17 protein-coding genes are annotated in these 16,321 nt (G+C 64.1%); 7 read left to right on the forward strand and 10 right to left on the reverse strand.

Annotation, left to right across the window (positions count from 1 at the left end):
• Window positions 1-101 precede the first annotated feature (101 nt).
• The 3 genes from U5782_RS40625 to U5782_RS40635 all read right to left on the reverse strand — a co-directional run bounded on the left by U5782_RS40625 (window position 102) and on the right by U5782_RS40635 (window position 1,663).
• Window positions 102-851 (reverse strand): glucose 1-dehydrogenase, encoded by a 750-nt coding sequence (locus tag U5782_RS40625; protein ID WP_322049507.1) that lies wholly within the window; start codon window positions 849-851, stop codon window positions 102-104.
• Window positions 852-870: 19 nt separating this feature from the next.
• Window positions 871-993, reverse strand: coding sequence for a hypothetical protein (locus tag U5782_RS40630; RefSeq protein ID WP_322049508.1), 123 nt, complete (start codon window positions 991-993; stop codon window positions 871-873).
• Between the two features lie 352 nt (window positions 994-1,345).
• A complete protein-coding gene (locus tag U5782_RS40635; RefSeq protein WP_322049509.1) occupies window positions 1,346-1,663 on the reverse strand; it encodes a hypothetical protein in 318 nt (105 codons plus the stop codon).
• Between the two features lie 273 nt (window positions 1,664-1,936).
• Between U5782_RS40635 and U5782_RS40640 the strand changes: the two genes are divergently transcribed.
• A complete protein-coding gene (locus U5782_RS40640; protein WP_322049510.1) occupies window positions 1,937-2,392 on the forward strand; it encodes a globin domain-containing protein in 456 nt (151 codons plus the stop codon).
• Window positions 2,393-2,414: 22 nt separating this feature from the next.
• Here the strand turns inward: U5782_RS40640 and U5782_RS40645 are convergent, their stop codons facing one another.
• Window positions 2,415-2,798: a DUF1090 domain-containing protein gene (locus U5782_RS40645; RefSeq protein ID WP_322049511.1), complete on the reverse strand. Its 384-nt coding sequence runs from the start codon at window positions 2,796-2,798 to the stop codon at window positions 2,415-2,417.
• 132 nt (window positions 2,799-2,930) lie between these two features.
• Here U5782_RS40645 and U5782_RS40650 point away from each other — a divergent pair, with 132 nt between their 5' ends.
• From U5782_RS40650 to U5782_RS40660, 3 genes are all read left to right on the forward strand, one after another.
• Window positions 2,931-3,845: a LysR family transcriptional regulator gene (locus U5782_RS40650; protein ID WP_322049512.1), complete on the forward strand. Its 915-nt coding sequence runs from the start codon at window positions 2,931-2,933 to the stop codon at window positions 3,843-3,845.
• Window positions 3,846-4,038: 193 nt separating this feature from the next.
• The gene (locus U5782_RS40655) at window positions 4,039-5,241 is read left to right on the forward strand and encodes an NAD-dependent formate dehydrogenase (protein ID WP_322049513.1); all 1,203 of its coding nucleotides are present in this window, start codon (window positions 4,039-4,041) and stop codon (window positions 5,239-5,241) included.
• A 5-nt stretch (window positions 5,242-5,246) separates the two neighbouring features.
• Complete coding sequence (locus U5782_RS40660; RefSeq protein ID WP_322049514.1) at window positions 5,247-5,768, forward strand: HPP family protein; 522 nt, start codon at window positions 5,247-5,249, stop codon at window positions 5,766-5,768.
• A gap of 16 nt (window positions 5,769-5,784) precedes the next feature.
• Here the strand turns inward: U5782_RS40660 and U5782_RS40665 are convergent, their stop codons facing one another.
• The 4 genes from U5782_RS40665 to msrB form a co-directional block, all read right to left on the reverse strand.
• Complete coding sequence (locus tag U5782_RS40665; protein WP_322049515.1) at window positions 5,785-6,519, reverse strand: metallophosphoesterase family protein; 735 nt, start codon at window positions 6,517-6,519, stop codon at window positions 5,785-5,787.
• 100 nt (window positions 6,520-6,619) lie between these two features.
• On the reverse strand, window positions 6,620-7,291 hold the full coding sequence (gene msrA / locus U5782_RS40670; RefSeq protein ID WP_322049523.1) for a peptide-methionine (S)-S-oxide reductase MsrA: 672 nt from the start codon (window positions 7,289-7,291) through the stop codon (window positions 6,620-6,622).
• Window positions 7,292-7,438: 147 nt separating this feature from the next.
• On the reverse strand, window positions 7,439-9,283 hold the full coding sequence (locus tag U5782_RS40675) for a cytochrome c biogenesis protein DipZ (protein WP_322049516.1): 1,845 nt from the start codon (window positions 9,281-9,283) through the stop codon (window positions 7,439-7,441).
• A gap of 36 nt (window positions 9,284-9,319) precedes the next feature.
• A complete protein-coding gene (gene msrB / locus U5782_RS40680) occupies window positions 9,320-9,838 on the reverse strand; it encodes a peptide-methionine (R)-S-oxide reductase MsrB (protein WP_322049517.1) in 519 nt (172 codons plus the stop codon).
• Between the two features lie 211 nt (window positions 9,839-10,049).
• Here msrB and U5782_RS40685 point away from each other — a divergent pair, with 211 nt between their 5' ends.
• The gene (locus tag U5782_RS40685; protein ID WP_322049518.1) at window positions 10,050-10,811 is read left to right on the forward strand and encodes a response regulator transcription factor; all 762 of its coding nucleotides are present in this window, start codon (window positions 10,050-10,052) and stop codon (window positions 10,809-10,811) included.
• Window positions 10,808-12,307 (forward strand): HAMP domain-containing sensor histidine kinase, encoded by a 1,500-nt coding sequence (locus tag U5782_RS40690; protein ID WP_322049519.1) that lies wholly within the window; start codon window positions 10,808-10,810, stop codon window positions 12,305-12,307. The genes U5782_RS40685 and U5782_RS40690 overlap by 4 nt, the downstream gene beginning before the upstream one ends.
• Before the next feature lie 24 nt (window positions 12,308-12,331).
• Here the strand turns inward: U5782_RS40690 and U5782_RS40695 are convergent, their stop codons facing one another.
• Window positions 12,332-13,294: a PDR/VanB family oxidoreductase gene (locus tag U5782_RS40695; protein WP_322049520.1), complete on the reverse strand. Its 963-nt coding sequence runs from the start codon at window positions 13,292-13,294 to the stop codon at window positions 12,332-12,334.
• Between the two features lie 5 nt (window positions 13,295-13,299).
• Window positions 13,300-14,388 (reverse strand): aromatic ring-hydroxylating dioxygenase subunit alpha, encoded by a 1,089-nt coding sequence (locus U5782_RS40700; RefSeq protein WP_322049521.1) that lies wholly within the window; start codon window positions 14,386-14,388, stop codon window positions 13,300-13,302.
• A 114-nt stretch (window positions 14,389-14,502) separates the two neighbouring features.
• Here U5782_RS40700 and U5782_RS40705 point away from each other — a divergent pair, with 114 nt between their 5' ends.
• Entirely contained in the window at window positions 14,503-15,435 is a 933-nt protein-coding gene (locus U5782_RS40705) for a LysR family transcriptional regulator (protein ID WP_322049522.1), read from the forward strand.
• The last annotated feature ends 886 nt before the right edge of the window (window positions 15,436-16,321 follow it).

Consider the following 16,321-nt stretch of genomic DNA (forward strand, 5'->3'; position numbering starts at 1 on the left):
AACCGGCATCCTGGCGGGCGTCGAGGCTTGAGTGGGGCTCCGCGTGCCGGTTCGCGGGGACCCGGCACGAGGAAGACATGCGTAAAAGCGCGAGCGAAGGTTCAAGCCGCAGTGCGCCCGCCGTTGACGCGCAAGATTTCACCCGTCATGAAACTGGCCTGCGCGGAGCCGACAAAGCGAACCGCGTCGGCAATTTCCTCGGGGTCGCCCGCCCGCTTGAGCGGCACGCCTGCGAGCAGCGCCGCCTTTCGCTCGGGCGTGAGGACAAAGCGGTCCAGCATGGCCGTCTGCACGGGCCCCGGGGCGACCGCGTTCACGCGCACGCCAAACGGCGCAGCTTCGATCGCGGCCGATTTCGTCAGGCCTTCCACGGCGTGTTTGCTCGCCACGTACAGTGACATATTGGGCGCACCGCGCGAGCCCATCGTCGACGACACGTTGACGATGCTGCCGCTGCCCTGCGCCGTCATGGCGCGCAGTTCATGCTTCATCGCGAGCAGCGTGCCGAGCACGTTCGCATCGAACACGGCCGTGTAGCGTTCGGGCGTCAGTTCGGTGACGGGACCGGCTTCACCTTCGGTGCCTGCCGCGTTGACGGCGATATCCAGACGCCCGAACCGCTCCAGCGTGCGCTCGACCAGCGCGCTGACCTCATCTTCACGGCTGACATCGGCGTGCAGATATTCGGCTTCCGCGCCGAGTTCACGCAGTTCGTCGGTCAATGCGCGTCCTGCTTCGTCGCGTCGGCCGGAAACCACCACGCGGGCCTTGTCGCGTCCGTAGGCGAGGGCGATGGCGCGGCCGATGCCGGTCAGTGCGCCGGTAATCAAAACGACAGGTTGGGTGTTCATCGTGTGGCTCCAGTGAAGGTCAGGCGTTGCGCTGACCGGGCGCGGAGCGCAGGCGCGTCATGGGCGCGAGCACGACACGGTGTGCGAGTTCCAGTGGACCATTCGTCACAGGCGTGAACGGCTTCAGATCACATTCATTCATTCGGATGCCTGATTATTGGGTTTGATTTCGCCGAGCGAAGTCCGCCGCTGCGAAGGCAATGCCGCGTGACGAGAGGATCGTGCCGCTGCGCGTACTGCCATGTGGCGTACTGTAGAGGACGCCTGGGCGGTGGAAAAAGACTTTCCAGGTTTGCCGGCATACCTGCGAGGCATGACCGGAGGGTTGCGCTTGCGGAATGGAGCGATGGGCGCGACTGCTGATCGCGCGACCGCCCCCATACGGCGGCACGGCGTCTATTATTTTGATGGAGTTGCGCGGCGCTTATTGGTGTGATTAAGGAGCCGATTAACGCGCGAACCAGGACAGTGTTGATAAAAGGTTTATCGGCCCATCAAGAGAGGGCTCGCCTTGCTTCGCCGGCGAATCGTCGACTTGTGCCCGCAGAAGGGAAATCCGTTGCGAGCAGGGCAACCGTGTCTGAACCGGCGATCGGGCGCTTCATGCTGGCCCGCGCCAGGATGCGATCGAGACACGAATAGAAGTGTTCGAGTTGCCTTGCGTCCGTGGCGAGGCGTTCGAGTTCGAACGCGACTTCGAGCACGCGGCGCGATAAATGGAAACGTTGAAGTCCGCTGACGACGCGCACTTCGAAAACGACGCCATCACTATTGTGTGGTACTGCTGCCCAGGTGAGCGAATGACTGCGCATGGTGCCCCCGTGAATCATGTCGGATCAAAGGCCCGCGAATTCATGTTCGCATATCTGTGCACGCGGCGAATCTTTTCAAAAATAGGATGCCGCCCGATTTGGCATTTTTACCACGGTCGAAAAGGGGCCGGCGTTGGGCTCCGGTCTATTTGGCGCGGACGGAAAACCTTGACTACTCTACCTGGACACGCCAAAAAAACCTGGCCGCCCGAAACCGGATGCCCCGGTAATGGGCTTTCGATCTCTCATCAGATGTCTTGCGGAGAATTAGCCATGAGCGCGCTTTCGCCAGAAACGATTGCGATCGTCAAATCGACGGCTCCCGTTATTCAACAGCATGGCGTGGCCATCACGAGCCGGATGTACGAGCGCCTTTTCGTCGATCCGAAGATAAAGACGCTTTTCGATGAGGCCGCCCAACAGTCCGGGGAGCAACCCAGGCGACTGGCCGGGGCGCTGCTCGCCTTTGCGAGCAATGTCGACAACCTCGACGTTTTGACCGCGGCGATAGAGCGAATCGCGGCTCGCCACGTGTCGATGAATGTGAAGGCCGAACACTATCCCGCAGTGGCCAACGCATTGCTTCCCGCCATCAAGGACGTACTCGGCGATGCTGCGGATGAACGCGTTCTGAACGCCTGGGGTGAAGCGTACTGGTTTCTGGCCGACGTACTGAAGCGCCGCGAACACGGTCTCTACGCGCAGGAAGGGTACAGCGGCCCGGAGTGATGCCGGGTTCTGCTCGCGCTCGCTACTGTGCGGCGTCGATCTGCGCGCGTTCGAGTTCGGCGTGAGCGTCGTCCACCTTGCGTTGCCGATCGGCGATTTTCTTCGCGCTCTTGCCTTCAGCTCTGGCCTTTTGCAGATCGTGTTCGCGCTCGGCCAGTTTCTTCTGTGCCTTGGCGACCTTCTCTTGCGCCGCGGCGTGCAGCGCGGCGTCTGAACAGTTGGCGTTCAGGTTCGCGAGCGCCGCTTCCAGCCCATCGACGCGCTTCGCGTTGCCATGCGCTTTCGCGTAGGCGATTTCCTGCTCAATCGAATGACGCTTCGCATCGCAACCGTCGATCTGCGCGAGGCAGACGAGCGGATAGAGGCTCGCTACGCCGATAAGAATCGCCTGGCTTGCACGTTTCATGGAAGGCTTCGCTCCAATAATGGGTAGGGACCGCACGCTTATCGTAATATAACGTCGGATATAACGATGGCGGATCGTCCCGAACCTGTCCGATGCGACGCCGCCCGATTCCCGCAACCCGAGGTACGAGCGATGTTCATCCGCCAACTCAACTACCTGGTGACACTGGCCAAAGAGCAACATTTCGCGCGCGCCGCGGAGCTTTGCAATGTCTCGCAGCCCGCGCTTTCGTCGGCGATACGCAGCCTCGAAACGGAACTGGGCCTCTTGATCGTCAAGCGTGGCCGCCGCTTCCTCGGCTTCACCGAGGAAGGCGAGCGCATCCTGGGATGGGCGCGCGAGACCATCGCCGCCCTCGATCATATGCGCCAGGACGCGCTGGGCGCGCGAGCGCTCACGGGCACGATCAGGATCGGCGTCATTCCCACGACGATGCCCATCGTGAATCTGCTGCTGGCCACCTGTCGCGAAGAGCATGCCATGCTGCGCTATTCGGTGCGCTCGTTGAGCTCGGCCGCGATCCTGCGCCAACTCGACGACTACGACCTCGACATCGGCTTTACCTATCTCGATGACGAGACCCAGGCCGGATTCGATGTCCTGCCGCTTTACCGCGAACGCTACGTGCTGGTGTCGCCATCGGGTTCGGGCGAAGGGGCGTGCTCGGGCGTCGGGCGCTGGGACGCGGTCGGCGGCTTGCAGTTCGGTCTTCTGGATTCCTCAATGCAGAACCGTCAAGTGATCAATGCCGCGTTCAGGCGCGCGGCCGTGGAGCCCAACGTCATCCTGGAGGCCGATTCCCTGCTCACGCTGATCGCCAACGTGCAACATGCGCGGCTGCACACGGTGTTGCCGCATAGCGTGCTGAGCATCGTGGATACCACCCATCAAGTCGATGTGACGCCGCTCAAGCCGGAGGTGACGCGCGAAATCGGCCTGATCACGCGCAATCTGCCTTCGCGTCCGCGCCACGTGTCGGCCATGTGGGAGGCTGCGAAGCAACTCGATTTGCAGGACAGTTTCGATGCGTTGCTGGATCGCGCCTGAGCCATCGGTGAGGTCTCACGCTCTGCTTGATAAGCCGCGCTTATCAGCTAATCCGTCGAAACGATTGGATATCGATTAGCCGTTCGTCAACACTCTGCTTGTCGCCCGGTCAAACGCAGCAAGACCGGACACCCGGCAGCCTGGACCCTCCAGGGCACCCGGTTCCTATTCCATCAGAGTGGAGACAGACATCGTGGCAAAAATCGTGTGTGTGTTGTACGACGATCCGGTCAACGGCATGCCCAAGCAGTATGCCCGTGACACGCTTCCCGAAATCACCCGCTATCCCGACGGGCAGACCACGCCGACGCCCCGCTCGATCGACTTCACGCCGGGTCATTTGCTGGGTTGCGTATCGGGTGAACTCGGCTTGCGCGAGTATCTGGAATCGAACGGGCATGAACTGGTCGTGACGTCGAGCAAAGACGGCGCCGACAGCGTGCTAGACCGCGAACTGCACGATGCGGAAATCGTCATCTCGCAGCCGTTCTGGCCGGCTTATATGACGGCCGAGCGCATCGCGAAGGCGAAGAAGCTCAAGATGATCGTCACGGCCGGGATCGGCTCGGACCATACCGATCTACAGGCCGCAATGGATCGAGGCGTCACCGTGGCGGAAGTCACCTACTGCAACAGCAATAGCGTGGCCGAACATGTGGTGATGACGACGCTTGCCCTTGTGCGTAACTATATTCCTTCGCACAACATAGCGAATCAGGGCGGCTGGAATATTGCCGATTGCGTCGAACGCTCGTATGACGTCGAAGGCATGCATGTGGGTACGGTCGCTGCCGGCCGCATCGGTCTGCGCGTGCTGCGCCTGCTCAAGCCGTTCGACATGAAGCTGCATTATCTCGATCGTCACCGCCTGCCGGAAGCGGTGGAGAAGGAACTCAACCTCACGCATCACACGAGCCTCGAAAGCCTCACGAGGGTGTGCGATGTCGTGACGCTGAACTGCCCGCTGCACCCGGAAACGGAGCACATGATCAATGCGCAGTCGCTCAAGCACTTCAAGCGCGGCGCGTATCTGATCAACACGGCGCGCGGCAAGCTGTGCGATCGCGATGCCGTTGTCGAGGCGCTGAAGAGCGGTCAACTGGCGGGCTACGGCGGCGACGTCTGGTTCCCGCAGCCTGCGCCGGCGGATCATCCGTGGCGCAGCATGCCGCATCAGGGCATGACGCCGCATATCTCCGGTACGAGCCTTTCGGCACAGGCTCGCTATGCTGCGGGCACGCGCGAAATCCTCGAGTGCTATTTCGAAGGACGCCCGATCCGCAACGAGTATCTGATCGTGCAGGGCGGCAAGCTCGCGGGTGTTGGCGCTCACTCGTACAGCGCGGGCAACGCGACGAAGGGATCGGAAGAAGCGGCCCGCTACAAGGTGGCCTGAGCGCGATGGCTTCCCCGTCCGCCGTTTCCGCCGGCGCCAACGGGGCCAACGGAGCCACCACGTGGCGTGTTCAGGCCAGCAGCATCTTGCTTGCTGGCCTGGGCGCGTTCGTTGGCCTGGCTCTCGTGGGCCTGCTGGCGCATAAGACCGCGCAACCGTGGATCCTCGGCTCGTTTGGGGCGACCTGCGTGTTGCTGTTCGGCTTCCCCGCGAGCCCGTTCTCGCAACCGCGCAATATCCTTGGGGGGCATGTCCTGACTTCGCTCGCCGGCCTGGTCTGTCTGCATCTGTTGGGACCTGGCTACGTGCCGATGGCTCTCGCCGCCGCCTGCGCATTGATGCTGATGATGCTCACGCGAACCGTTCACCCACCGGCTGGGAGCAATCCCGTCATCATCTTCATGGCGCAGCCGGGCTGGTCGTTTCTGGTGTTGCCCACGCTCCTGGGAGCGGCTGCGCTGGTCTTGATCGGCTGGAGTTACTGGGCGGTGGTCAAACGCGGTTCGTGGCCGGTTCCGCGCAAGTAACTGAATACTGATGTGCTCAGCAATATCCAGTGCGAAGGGCGGTTTCCCAATCGGGCCGACCGTTGCGGGCCGCCACCTTCGCAGCTTCATGCCAGTCGTATTCGACCGCACGGAATTCGACATCCCACCCCGCCGCGCTTTTCGTCACACAGGCATAACGCGCATGCGGGGTTCCCATTTCCATACGGTGGGGCAGCGGCAGATCGTCCTCGTAAGCCGGCAGCCCGACGCTGCCGGGATTGACGATCAGACGCCCGTCTTCAAGGCGCATCGACCGTTGCAGATGCGTGTGCCCGCAGAGAATCAATTTAGCGTCGGTATCGCCCGCGCGGCGCCCGGCCTCCTCGGGCGTCGCGATGCGGCACCCCCGATCGGTCACTGTCTCCAGAAAGTACTCAAGATCGCTTTGCGGCGTGCCGTGGACCATCAGCACATCATCTGCAAGCCTCAACTCGGACGGAAGCTCCCGTATCCACGCCAGTTGATCGCTTCGCAGCGCACCGTGAGCGAAACGATCCGACAAGCCCATACGGGACGGATCTGCGCCAAGCAGTTGCCGCTCATGGTTGCCCTTGATAGTGGGCAGACCGAGCGCCATCAAACGATCGGCCGTTTCGCTGGGGAACAGCGGGCCGGAAAGAATATCGCCGAGATTGACGATGCAATCGGCGCCGTGCCGACGGGCGTCGTCCAGCACGGCGTCCAACGCCGCCAGGTTACCGTGAATGTCCGAAAGGGCTGCAATCCTCATGATGGCCGGTGTTCATCGAGTTCGCGAAGCGTCGATTGTCAGCGATTCACGACGAAGTGTCGAATACGCTTCAAGGCGTCATTTGACGTTGCATACACAACTACTGTTTCGTATTGGCCGCCGTCTGGAACAACACCGGTTTGGTCAGATAGAGCGAGGGAAACAGGCTCTTCAGCGCGTCCACTTTCGGCATGTCGTTGATCGCGATATACGGATAATCGGGATGCAGGGCGAGAAAGTTCTGGTGGTAATTCTCGGCGGGATAGAAGCCCTTGAAGGGCTCGACACGCGTCACGATCGGGCCTGAAAACACATGCGCGCCTTGTAGTTGCGCGATATACGCCTGCGCCACGCTGCGTTGTTGCGGGTTCATCGGGAACACCGCCGAGCGATACTGCGTGCCGTGGTCGGGGCCCTGGTAGTCCAGCTCCGTTGGGTTGTGCGCGACCGAAAAGAAGATCTGCAAGATCTTGCCGTAGCTGATCACGGCGGGATCGAAGGTAATCCGCACCGATTCCGCGTGGCCGGTGTCGCCATCGCTCACGCGTTCGTATTGCGCCGTATCCGCCGCGCCGCCCGTATAACCGGACGCCACCTGCGTGACGCCGCGCACATGCTCGAACACGCCCTGCACGCCCCAGAAGCAGCCGCCCGCAACGACGGCGGTTTCGGTGTGGGCGGCACCGGCATGTTCGTCCTGGACCGGTGCCGGAATGGAGACCGGGCGCTCGTCGGAATGCGCGCTGCGCTGCCACAGCGCAACGGCCGCCATGACGATGGCGAATGCGCCGAAGCGGGCCACCTTGCCCAGCAAGGCGGGCTGGCGAGTCGAAGCAGACAGGGATTTCATGAAGAAGGGAGTCACGATGTTTTCCTTGCCGGGCGCGTCACGCCCGGCGCACAGGTTTCAACTGAAAGCTCAACCGAAGGTAAAGGCAAAGGCCTGCACGCCCGGGTCGAGAAACTGGATGGCGAAGGTGTGATCCGCCACGTCGCCTGGCTGTCGCACGAGTTGATAGAGACGTTGTCCCGTGACCGTGCCGGTGCCGTCCTGCGCCACGTCGCTGCCGTGCGCGTCGCCGGGCGCCTTGCCGTCCACCGTCACGCGGAAGCGCACCGGCTTGCCGTCGGGCTGCGGGCCCAGGACCAGGTGCAGGTCCCGCGCGTGGAAGCGGTAGACGATCTCGCCGCCGGGTTTGGCCAGCGTCGCGTGTTCGGCGCTGACGTTCCATTGCCCCGCGAGTCCCCATTGGTTCAGGTCGGGACTCGACGGCGCGCGATAGTCGCGGGCGCGGTCCTGCGCGACGCCACCCGGCGAAGCGAAGCCCTTGGCGCGCTCGAAACCGATATAGGTTTCCGGGGAGCGCATATCGGCGTTGTCGGCCTGTACCTGCACGCCGCTTTCCGCCGTGCCGCCGAGGCCGAGCGGCACATTTGCCGCTTCCGGGTGGCCGGCTTCCACGAGCAGTTGCTGAATCACGCGCTCGGACTGGTCGTACTCGCCTTCGCCAAAGTGCTCATAGCGGATTTGCCCTTTTGCATCGGCGAAATAGTGGGCAGGCCAGTATTGGTTGTCGAACGCACGCCAGATCGCATAGTCGTTGTCGATCGCTACGGGATAGTCGACGCCGAGATCGTGGACCGCCTTCTTGACGTTGTCGATGTTGCGTTCGAAGGCGAACTCGGGCGCATGCACGCCGATCACGACGAGCCCCTTGTCCTGATACTTGCGCGCCCATGCTTTCACGTAGGGCAGCGAGCGCAGGCAGTTGATGCACGAGTACGTCCAGAAGTCGACGATCACGACCTTGCCGCGCAGCGAGTCGGCCGTGAGCGGCGGCGAGTTCAGCCACTGCACGGCGCCCGTGAGCGGCGGCAGTTGACCGAGTACCGGCAGCGAGGACTTCGTTGCGGCCTGCATCGCGTCGGAGGTGCGCATCATCGCACCGCCGGTCGCCGACATGACGTTCGTCGCATCTTCAGGCGCATTGGTGACCTTCGCGACATTGGCGGCGCCGCTCATCGCGAGATCGGGATGCCGCGACGGCGCGAACGCGTCGACGAGATGCTGTTCCAGACCGCCGGTCGCCACCGTCGAAACGCGGGTGAGAAAGCCCGTATCGAGCCCCAGCGCAATGGCGGCGACACCGGCCAGCATCGCGACGCCAATGCCGCGGCGGATCCATTCGCCCGCGCCCAGCGAGCGCTTCATCGCCGCGAAGACGCGGCCGCCCAGCAGCAAGGCAACGGCCAGCGAAGTCGCCGCGCCTGCGGCATACGCCAGCAACAACAAGGTCGTGCCGACGCTTGCGCCTTGCAGCGCTGCGCCGGTCAGGACGAGGCCGAGAATCGGGCCGGCGCAAGGCGCCCACAGCAGACCCGTGGCGATGCCGAGCAGAAACGACGAGACGACGCCAGGCGCGCCGTCATGCTGGGCCGCGTTGGTCAAGCGGTTGCCGGCGTTCACGAGCGGCTGCATGATGCGGTCGGCGAAGCGGGGCAGCAGGAGCGTCAGGCCGAACACGGCGAGCAGGACGATGGCGAGCCAGCGGCCATATTGATTGGCCTGCGCGACCCAGCCTCCGCCGACGGCGGCGAGCGTCGCCACGAGCGCGAAGGTGGCGGCCATGCCGCCGAGCAGCGGCAGGCCGGAGCGCACGAAGGGTTGATCGGCGCGCGCAAAGACGAAGGGCAGCACGGGCAGGATGCACGGGCTCAGGATGGTGAGCACGCCGCCGAGATACGCCAGGACGATGAGTAACATGATGGTGTCGGGTAGGGAAATCCGGGGGTGAGGCGTTCAGGCCGCGCCGGCCTTGAACGTCATGGCCACGCCGTTCATGCAGTAGCGCAGGCCGGTCGGCTTCGGCCCGTCGTCGAACACATGGCCGAGGTGGCCGCCGCAGCGGTGGCAATGCACTTCAACGCGCACCATGCCGAATGAGAGGTCCTCATGCTCGTTCACCGCGTGCGGGAGCGGCGCATAAAAGCTTGGCCAGCCCGTGCCGCTATCGAACTTGGTGTTCGATGCGAACAGGTTCGTCGCGCAGCCCGCGCAGGCGAACGTGCCGGGGCGGTGTTCGTCGTTGAGCGGGCTCGTGAAGGGGCGCTCCGTCCCCGCATTCCTGAGCACTTCGTACTGGGCGGGCGTGAGCAACTTGCGCCATTCGGCGTCGGTGTGGACCACGGCGAAGTGTTCGCCCGTTCCTGACGCGGCGTCGCCGTTCGGCTGGGCCGCCTTCACACGCCACTGACCGAGCGCGGCCATGACGGCGAGCGCGCTGCCGCCGGATAACAGAAGCCGTCTACGGATATCCATCGTGCTCTCCTTGTGCGCTGCAACGCCGTCCCGTCGGGTTGGAACGGCGCGCATCCTTTACACGAAGCTTAGGCGGCGGCCGATATCGAAGTCCTCACGAAAAGTAAAATTAATTGTGATAACTCGTCTGCAGAAAATTCTGCACAATGGGCGCTCCAATCCGGGGCGCCGGGTTCCTTTCGTCCCGCCTGCCCGAACGACACATCGACACATGGATCAGACCAAACGCGTGCTAATCGTCGAGGACGACGCGGATATCGCCAACGTCCTCATGCTGCATCTGCGCGACGAAAACTATGAGGTCGTCCACAGCGCCGACGGCGCCGAAGGCTTGCGGCTGCTGGAGCAGGGCGGCTGGGACGCCTTGATCCTCGACCTGATGCTGCCGGGCGTCGATGGCCTCGAAATCTGCCGGCGCGCGCGCGCCATGACGCGCTACACGCCGATCATCATCACGAGCGCGCGCTCGAGCGAGGTGCACCGCATCCTGGGACTCGAACTGGGCGCCGACGATTACCTCGCGAAGCCCTTTTCGGTGCTCGAACTCGTCGCGCGCGTGAAGGCTCTGCTGCGCCGGGTCGAAGCGATGGCGAAGGATTTGCGGCTCGAAGGCGGCACACTGATACTCGGCGGCTTTTCGATCGATCCGGTCACCCGCGAAGCGCACGTCGACGGCAAGCGCATCGAATTGACGCCACGCGAATTCGACCTGCTGTATCACTTCGCGCGTCATCCGGGCAAAGTGTTTTCGCGCATGGAATTGCTCAATGCCGTCTGGGGCTACCAGCACGAAGGCTACGAGCACACGGTCAACACCCACATCAACCGTTTGCGGACCAAGATCGAGGCCGATCCGGCGCAGCCCGTGCGCATCCTCACTGTATGGGGGCGCGGCTACAAGTTCGACCCGCTTGCGCCCACGGCCCCGGGCAAGGCCGCGCCGCGCGATGAAGCGCAAGGAGGCGCGTCGTGAAACTCTCACTGACGCAGCGGGTATCCATCGTGTTTTCGGTGTTGCTGCTCGCGTGCTGCGGGGCGTCGGCCTGGTTGCAGATACGGGCGTCGGATCTGCACGATCAGGAGGTCATTCAGGCTCTCTCGCATGACCTGGCGTCCCATATCGCCCGCAACTCGGCGCTCATGGGCACGGACGGACCCAAACCGGCGGCGCTGCGCACGCTCTTCGGACAACTGATGGCTGTGAATCCCAGCGTCGAGGTCTATCTACTCGACGCGCAAGGACGCATCATGGGCGACGATGCGCCGCCGGGGCATATCCGGCGCACGCAGGTCGACTTGCAGCCGGTTCGGCGTTTTCTGGCTAACGAACCGTTGCCCATCCTGGGCGACGATCCGCGCAGCGTGGATACCCGCAAGGTGTTTAGCGCCGCGCTGGTGCCAGGCGCCGACGGCCAGCCAGCCGGTTATATCTACGTTGTCCTGATTGGCGAGGCGCGTGACGCGCTGGCTTCGCGGCTCGCAGAAAGCACGGTGTTGCGGACCACGCTCGGGCTGATGGCCGTTGTCGCATCGCTCGGTTTGATCGCCGGCTTGATCGCGTTCGGGCTGATTACGCGGCCATTGCGACGCCTGACCGATACCGTGAGTCGCTTCGATGCGTCAATACGCGCAGGATCGGAACCGGCGCCGCTCGCGCTCAGTCGCTCGGCGGCGCACACCGGCACGCGCGACGAGATCGACATTCTCGAACGCACGTTTGCGCAGATGGCCGAGCGCATCGGCTTGCAGTGGCGCGAACTCAAAAGGCAGGATCATGAGCGGCGCGAACTCTTCGCGAACATCTCTCACGATCTGCGCACGCCGTTGACGTCGTTGCATGGCTATCTTGAGACGCTGTCCTTGAAGGACGACACGCTGGAAGGCACGGAGCGCCGCCGATATCTCGCGATTGCGCTCGCACAGAGCGCGAAGGTGGGGCGCCTCGCGCAGTCGCTGTTCGAGCTGGCGCGACTGGAGCATGAGAACGTCCAGCTCACGCTGGAGACGTTTCCGCTCGCGGATGTCGTGCAGGACGTGTTCCAGAAGTTCGAACTGGCCGCGCAGGCGCGGCATATTCGCCTGCGGGCCGATATTGCGCCGCATTTGCCCGCGGTTTGCGCCGACCTCGGCATGATCGAGCGCGTCCTGACCAACCTGCTCGACAACGCGATCCGGCATTCGCCGGACGGCGGCGAAGTCAGCGTCGAGCTTGCCCGCGAGGGCGACAAGGTCGGCGTCGTGGTCAGCGACACGGGGCCGGGGATTGCGCCCGAACTTCGCGCGAACCTGTTCAGGCGTGCGTTCAGCTCAAGCGATGTGCGGCGTCAGGGCGGCCTGGGATTGTTGATCGTGCAACGAATGCTGCAACTGCATGGCGGCCGGATCGAACTCGTCGATCGTGCGCAACGCGGCGCGACGTTCAGCTTCAAGCTGGACACCGCACCGGCGCGCGTGGCGCTCAAGACGTGATGGCGAATCGCGCGCTGGCCTGCGTCAAAGGTCGATGACGATACGCGACGTGCGTGCGCGCGAGCAGCACAGTGCGATCTGCTGGTTTGGCGCGCGCTTTTCCGCATCGCTTTGCACCGTATCGCGGTGATCGACCACGCCATCGAGCACGGGCGTGAGGCACGCGCCGCAGATGCCCATCTCGCACGAGAGCGGCACGCTCACGCCGCCTTCCAGCAGCACCGCCGCGATGGTGCGCCCGCACGAAACTTCAAATACCTGACCGGTCGACGCGACTTCGACCTGAAAGCCCTCGTCATCGCCCGCCGCCTCAATCACGGCTGGAGCAAATGCCTCCTGATGAATCGCTGCGGGCTGCCAGCCGAATTCGCGCGCGGCCTGCGTCACGTGCTGCATGAAGCCTTCCGGGCCGCATAGGTAAAGCTGGCGGTTGTCGTGCGGCGTTCGCAGCGCATCGGGCAGGCCATCGCGGGGACTGTCGCCGTCGACGGAACTATGGATATGGATCGCGCCGTGCCTGAAGCCCGCAGCCCAGCGCGCCTTGAAGGCGGTGTCGATGCGCTCGCGCACGTAGTAGTGCAACTCGAACGGCGTGCCTGTGCGCTCCAGCGTTTCGGCCATCGACAGCAGCGGCGTGATGCCGATACCGCCTGCGATCAGCAGCGCGTGGCCGCCGTCCTGCAAGCCGAAGAGACTGCGCGGCAGCGACACCGTGAGCCGGTCGCCCACGCGCAGCCGCTCGTGCACATACGCCGAGCCGCCGCGCGACGCCGCCTCGCGCTTCACGCACAGCAGGTAGTGATCGCGCTCATGAGGCGCGCTGGCGATCGAGTATTGCCGCGTCAGGCCGTTGGCCAGATGCACGTCGATATGCGCGCCCGCGTCGAAGGCGGGCAAGCTTTCGCCGTCTTCCGCCACGAGCCGCACCGCCAGATTGCGACGCCCTTGCGCGCTGAGCGCATCGACGATAACCGGAATGGTTTCCATGCGGGTCACACGAGAAAGAAGTCGCCGAAGCCCATGCGCTTCAGGCCGCGTCGATAAGCGATGGAACTGCGGTCGGCCGGAATGTGTGCTTCGAGCGTGAGGTCGAGCGGCAGGCGCTCGGGCTTTTGCGTCTCGACCATCAGGCGGTCTTCCTCGAACACCTTGAGGTTGAACGCGTGCACATCTTCGACCGGCAAATGCTTGTCGAAATTGCGCGCGATGGGCGCGAACAGCCGCGTTTGACGCGCCGACACCGGCGAGGCCGCATTCATGATCACGAGCCGCGCATTGTCGGGGAAGTGAATCGTCAGCGTGGCCGTGAAGGGCAGATGCACCTCGAAATGCCGCAGCCATTCGAAGTCGCCCGGCGCGCGGCCATCGACGCCGATCGGATAGTTGCCCACGAAGCTGCGATAGTCCACCTCGAAACCATGCGCCGTGTCCTTCGGTTGATAGGGCGGCACGGCCTGGTTGTCCGGATCGGCGAAGGTCTCGGTGTGAATCCACGCAAAATGCGCGACGTCGATAAAGCCCTCGACCTGGCGTCCCGCGAAACCGGCCACGTCGAACTTGGGGCAGACGATCTGCTGGAAATCCGCATCGTCCCAGTGGGGCATGCTCGGAATCACCGGCTCGCCTGCTTCGGGGGCGAGGCAGGTCCAGATGAGGCCGTAGCGCTCGACCGCCGGATAGGTCGTCAGATGCAGCTTCGCGGGGATGGCCTGGTCCGGGCTCGACGGCACGCGATTGCAGCGGCCGCCGCCGCCGAAACGCAGACCGTGATACGGGCACACGACGCCGTTGCCGTCATGCGTGCCCAGCGTGAGCGGCACGCCGCGATGCGGGCAGACGTCGCGGGCCACGACCAGCTCGCCATCGGCGCGATACAGCACGAGGTTTTCGTCGAGCAGCGTGGCCTTGAAAGGCGCTTCGCCTACGGCATCGGCATGAGCCACGGGATACCAGTGACGCGAAAGCCGATGCCAGTCGTCGGCTTCGAAGGTGCAGTGGGGCGGCAGCGCGCGGGCGGCCGGCGTGACGCGATGGATGATCGAGGTCGGGCCGGAGGCGCAAGAGGTGGCGGCTTCGCTCATGATGGTCGGGGCTCGTGGGGAGGGGTTGTGTTGAACCCACTTTAAGAATTTCGGCTGTTGCGGTCCATCAGAGATAATTCAGGAACCTGTTGCAAAAATTCGTACACCCCGACCATGCTGCCTTTCTCGCGTTTTGCCCGTTACTTCCTCGAAGTCGCCCAGTCGGGCAGCTTGCGCAAGGCGGCGGAGGGGCTGCACGTCTCCGCCTCGGCCATTGACCGGCAGATCCTGCTGGCCGAGCGCGAACTGGAAACGGAACTGTTCGAGCGCCTGCCATCGGGGCTCAAGCTCACCGCCGCAGGCGAACTGCTGCTGCACGATCTGCGGCGCTGGCGCAAGGAGTACAGCCGCACGCTCGAACGCTTCGACGAATTGCAGGGCATGCGCCGGGGGCATGTGAGCATCGCCGTCATCGACGCGCTTAGCGAGGGGCTGGTCGCGAGCACTGTGGCGCAAGTCGGGCTCGACTATCCGCAGCTCTCGTTCGACATGCGGGTGGTCGAGAACCAGCGCGTCGCGGATCTCGTCGCGGCGTCGGAGGTGGACTTTGGTTTGCTGCTCGATCCGACCGAGCATGGCGGCCTGGAGATTCGCGCATTGGTCGAGGTGCCGCTGGGCGCGGTGGTGCCGCCCGATCATCCGTTGGCCGCTAACCGTGACGTGACGTTCGGCAGCCTGCTCGATTACCGGCAACTCGTGCCCGCCGCGCCGCTGATCGTGCACGAGCGCACGCGCGTGCTCTATGCGAGCCACCAGGCGGAGGGCATCGAGCGGGTGTCCTGCAACAGCATCCGCATGATGCGTTCGTTGATTCGCGATGGCGCAGGCATTGGCGTGCTGAGCCTGCTCGATGTGGCGAGCGACGTCGCGAGCGGCGCGCTGGCCTTCGTGCCGCTGCGCGGGCGACGGGTGCGGCCATTGACGCTCGCCCTGTGCGTCGCGCGCCGGCGTCAGCTTTCGCGCGCCGCGCAGATGGTCATGCAGCAGGTGATCGCGGCGATGGAGACGCTCGGTGTGCAGCCTGAGTCCACGCGCAAGCGGAAATGATGGCGAGCTTCGTCCAGTTTTAACGATCATCCGCCGTGCCGTCTTCCTGCAACGGCACGATGCGGATGGCGCTGGGCGACGTGCCCGATGAGCGGGCGCGATCGACTATATAGAGCACGTGGAGCGTGTCGTCGACCGCGACACCGCGTGCGTTCTGGAGGCCGTCGGCAAATAGGCGTGGTCGTGCCGTCCGGCGCAATGCGACAGACGGCGGTCGCGCCGCACTTGTCGCGCCGCACTTTGGGAAGGGCGGCGGACGACGCCAGCGATTCTACGATGCACGGATGTCGTCGCGCTCAGGGTGCGGATCGGGCTATGCTTGAGAGTTGGAAGCCGAACCCCATTTATCTCTCGTGAATCAGCGTATCCGTCCCCCCTTACCGCCGGCATGGCCCTTCCCGCCTGGTCGCGACGTCACGGGCCGCAAGTTTGGCGATCTCGTTGCGCTTCAATATCGCGGTGCCAACGTGTGGCTCTGGCGCTGCTGCTGCGGCGCCCACTTGAGCGCGCCGCTTCAGGCGGTCGTGGACGGTTTGACGCGGGACTGCGGCTGTCGCGAGCAGCGACGTGTCTGGCGGTCCCGGCCGGGTTCCACCGCATTGAAGGGCGGGGAGGTGTTCGGCCAGTTGACGACCGATCGCTATGCCGGTGACGGATTGTGGGTTTGCCGCTGCGAGTGCGGGACCGAAGTGACCGTGAGTGCCGGGCGCCTGCGGCTGGGGCAGGCGCGCTCCTGCGGGCGATGTGGAGGTGCTGCGGGAGAGTGAGGCGGGCGGGGGCGCAGGACAAGCTACGTCAATGGGCGACTCTGCAGTCAGAGGGGGCATTCTGGCCCTCGCAGCAGGAGGGTAGAATTCGCCCCCTGAGCCGCACCCCACGAATACCA

This window comes from Paraburkholderia sp. J67 (assembly GCF_905220265.1).
Taxonomy (GTDB): Bacteria; Pseudomonadota; Gammaproteobacteria; order Burkholderiales; family Burkholderiaceae; genus Paraburkholderia.

Bases quoted from the DNA above. Each gene is read 5' to 3' on its own strand.
- U5782_RS40685 (WP_322049518.1), top strand. From the start codon at position 10,050: ATGGATCAGACCAAACGCGTGCTAATCGTCGAGGACGACGCGGATATC.
- U5782_RS40705 (WP_322049522.1), top strand. From the start codon at position 14,503: ATGCTGCCTTTCTCGCGTTTTGCCCGTTACTTCCTCGAAGTCGCCCAG.
- U5782_RS40675 (WP_322049516.1), bottom strand. From the start codon at position 9,283: ATGTTACTCATCGTCCTGGCGTATCTCGGCGGCGTGCTCACCATCCTG.
- U5782_RS40650 (WP_322049512.1), top strand. From the start codon at position 2,931: ATGTTCATCCGCCAACTCAACTACCTGGTGACACTGGCCAAAGAGCAA.
- U5782_RS40665 (WP_322049515.1), bottom strand. From the start codon at position 6,519: ATGAGGATTGCAGCCCTTTCGGACATTCACGGTAACCTGGCGGCGTTG.
- U5782_RS40625 (WP_322049507.1), bottom strand. From the start codon at position 851: ATGAACACCCAACCTGTCGTTTTGATTACCGGCGCACTGACCGGCATC.
- msrA (WP_322049523.1), bottom strand. From the start codon at position 7,291: ATGGCGGCCGTTGCGCTGTGGCAGCGCAGCGCGCATTCCGACGAGCGC.
- msrB (WP_322049517.1), bottom strand. From the start codon at position 9,838: ATGGATATCCGTAGACGGCTTCTGTTATCCGGCGGCAGCGCGCTCGCC.
- U5782_RS40630 (WP_322049508.1), bottom strand. From the start codon at position 993: ATGAATGAATGTGATCTGAAGCCGTTCACGCCTGTGACGAATGGTCCA.
- U5782_RS40640 (WP_322049510.1), top strand. From the start codon at position 1,937: ATGAGCGCGCTTTCGCCAGAAACGATTGCGATCGTCAAATCGACGGCT.
- U5782_RS40645 (WP_322049511.1), bottom strand. From the start codon at position 2,798: ATGAAACGTGCAAGCCAGGCGATTCTTATCGGCGTAGCGAGCCTCTAT.
- U5782_RS40660 (WP_322049514.1), top strand. From the start codon at position 5,247: ATGGCTTCCCCGTCCGCCGTTTCCGCCGGCGCCAACGGGGCCAACGGA.
- U5782_RS40700 (WP_322049521.1), bottom strand. From the start codon at position 14,388: ATGAGCGAAGCCGCCACCTCTTGCGCCTCCGGCCCGACCTCGATCATC.
- U5782_RS40635 (WP_322049509.1), bottom strand. From the start codon at position 1,663: ATGCGCAGTCATTCGCTCACCTGGGCAGCAGTACCACACAATAGTGAT.
- U5782_RS40695 (WP_322049520.1), bottom strand. From the start codon at position 13,294: ATGGAAACCATTCCGGTTATCGTCGATGCGCTCAGCGCGCAAGGGCGT.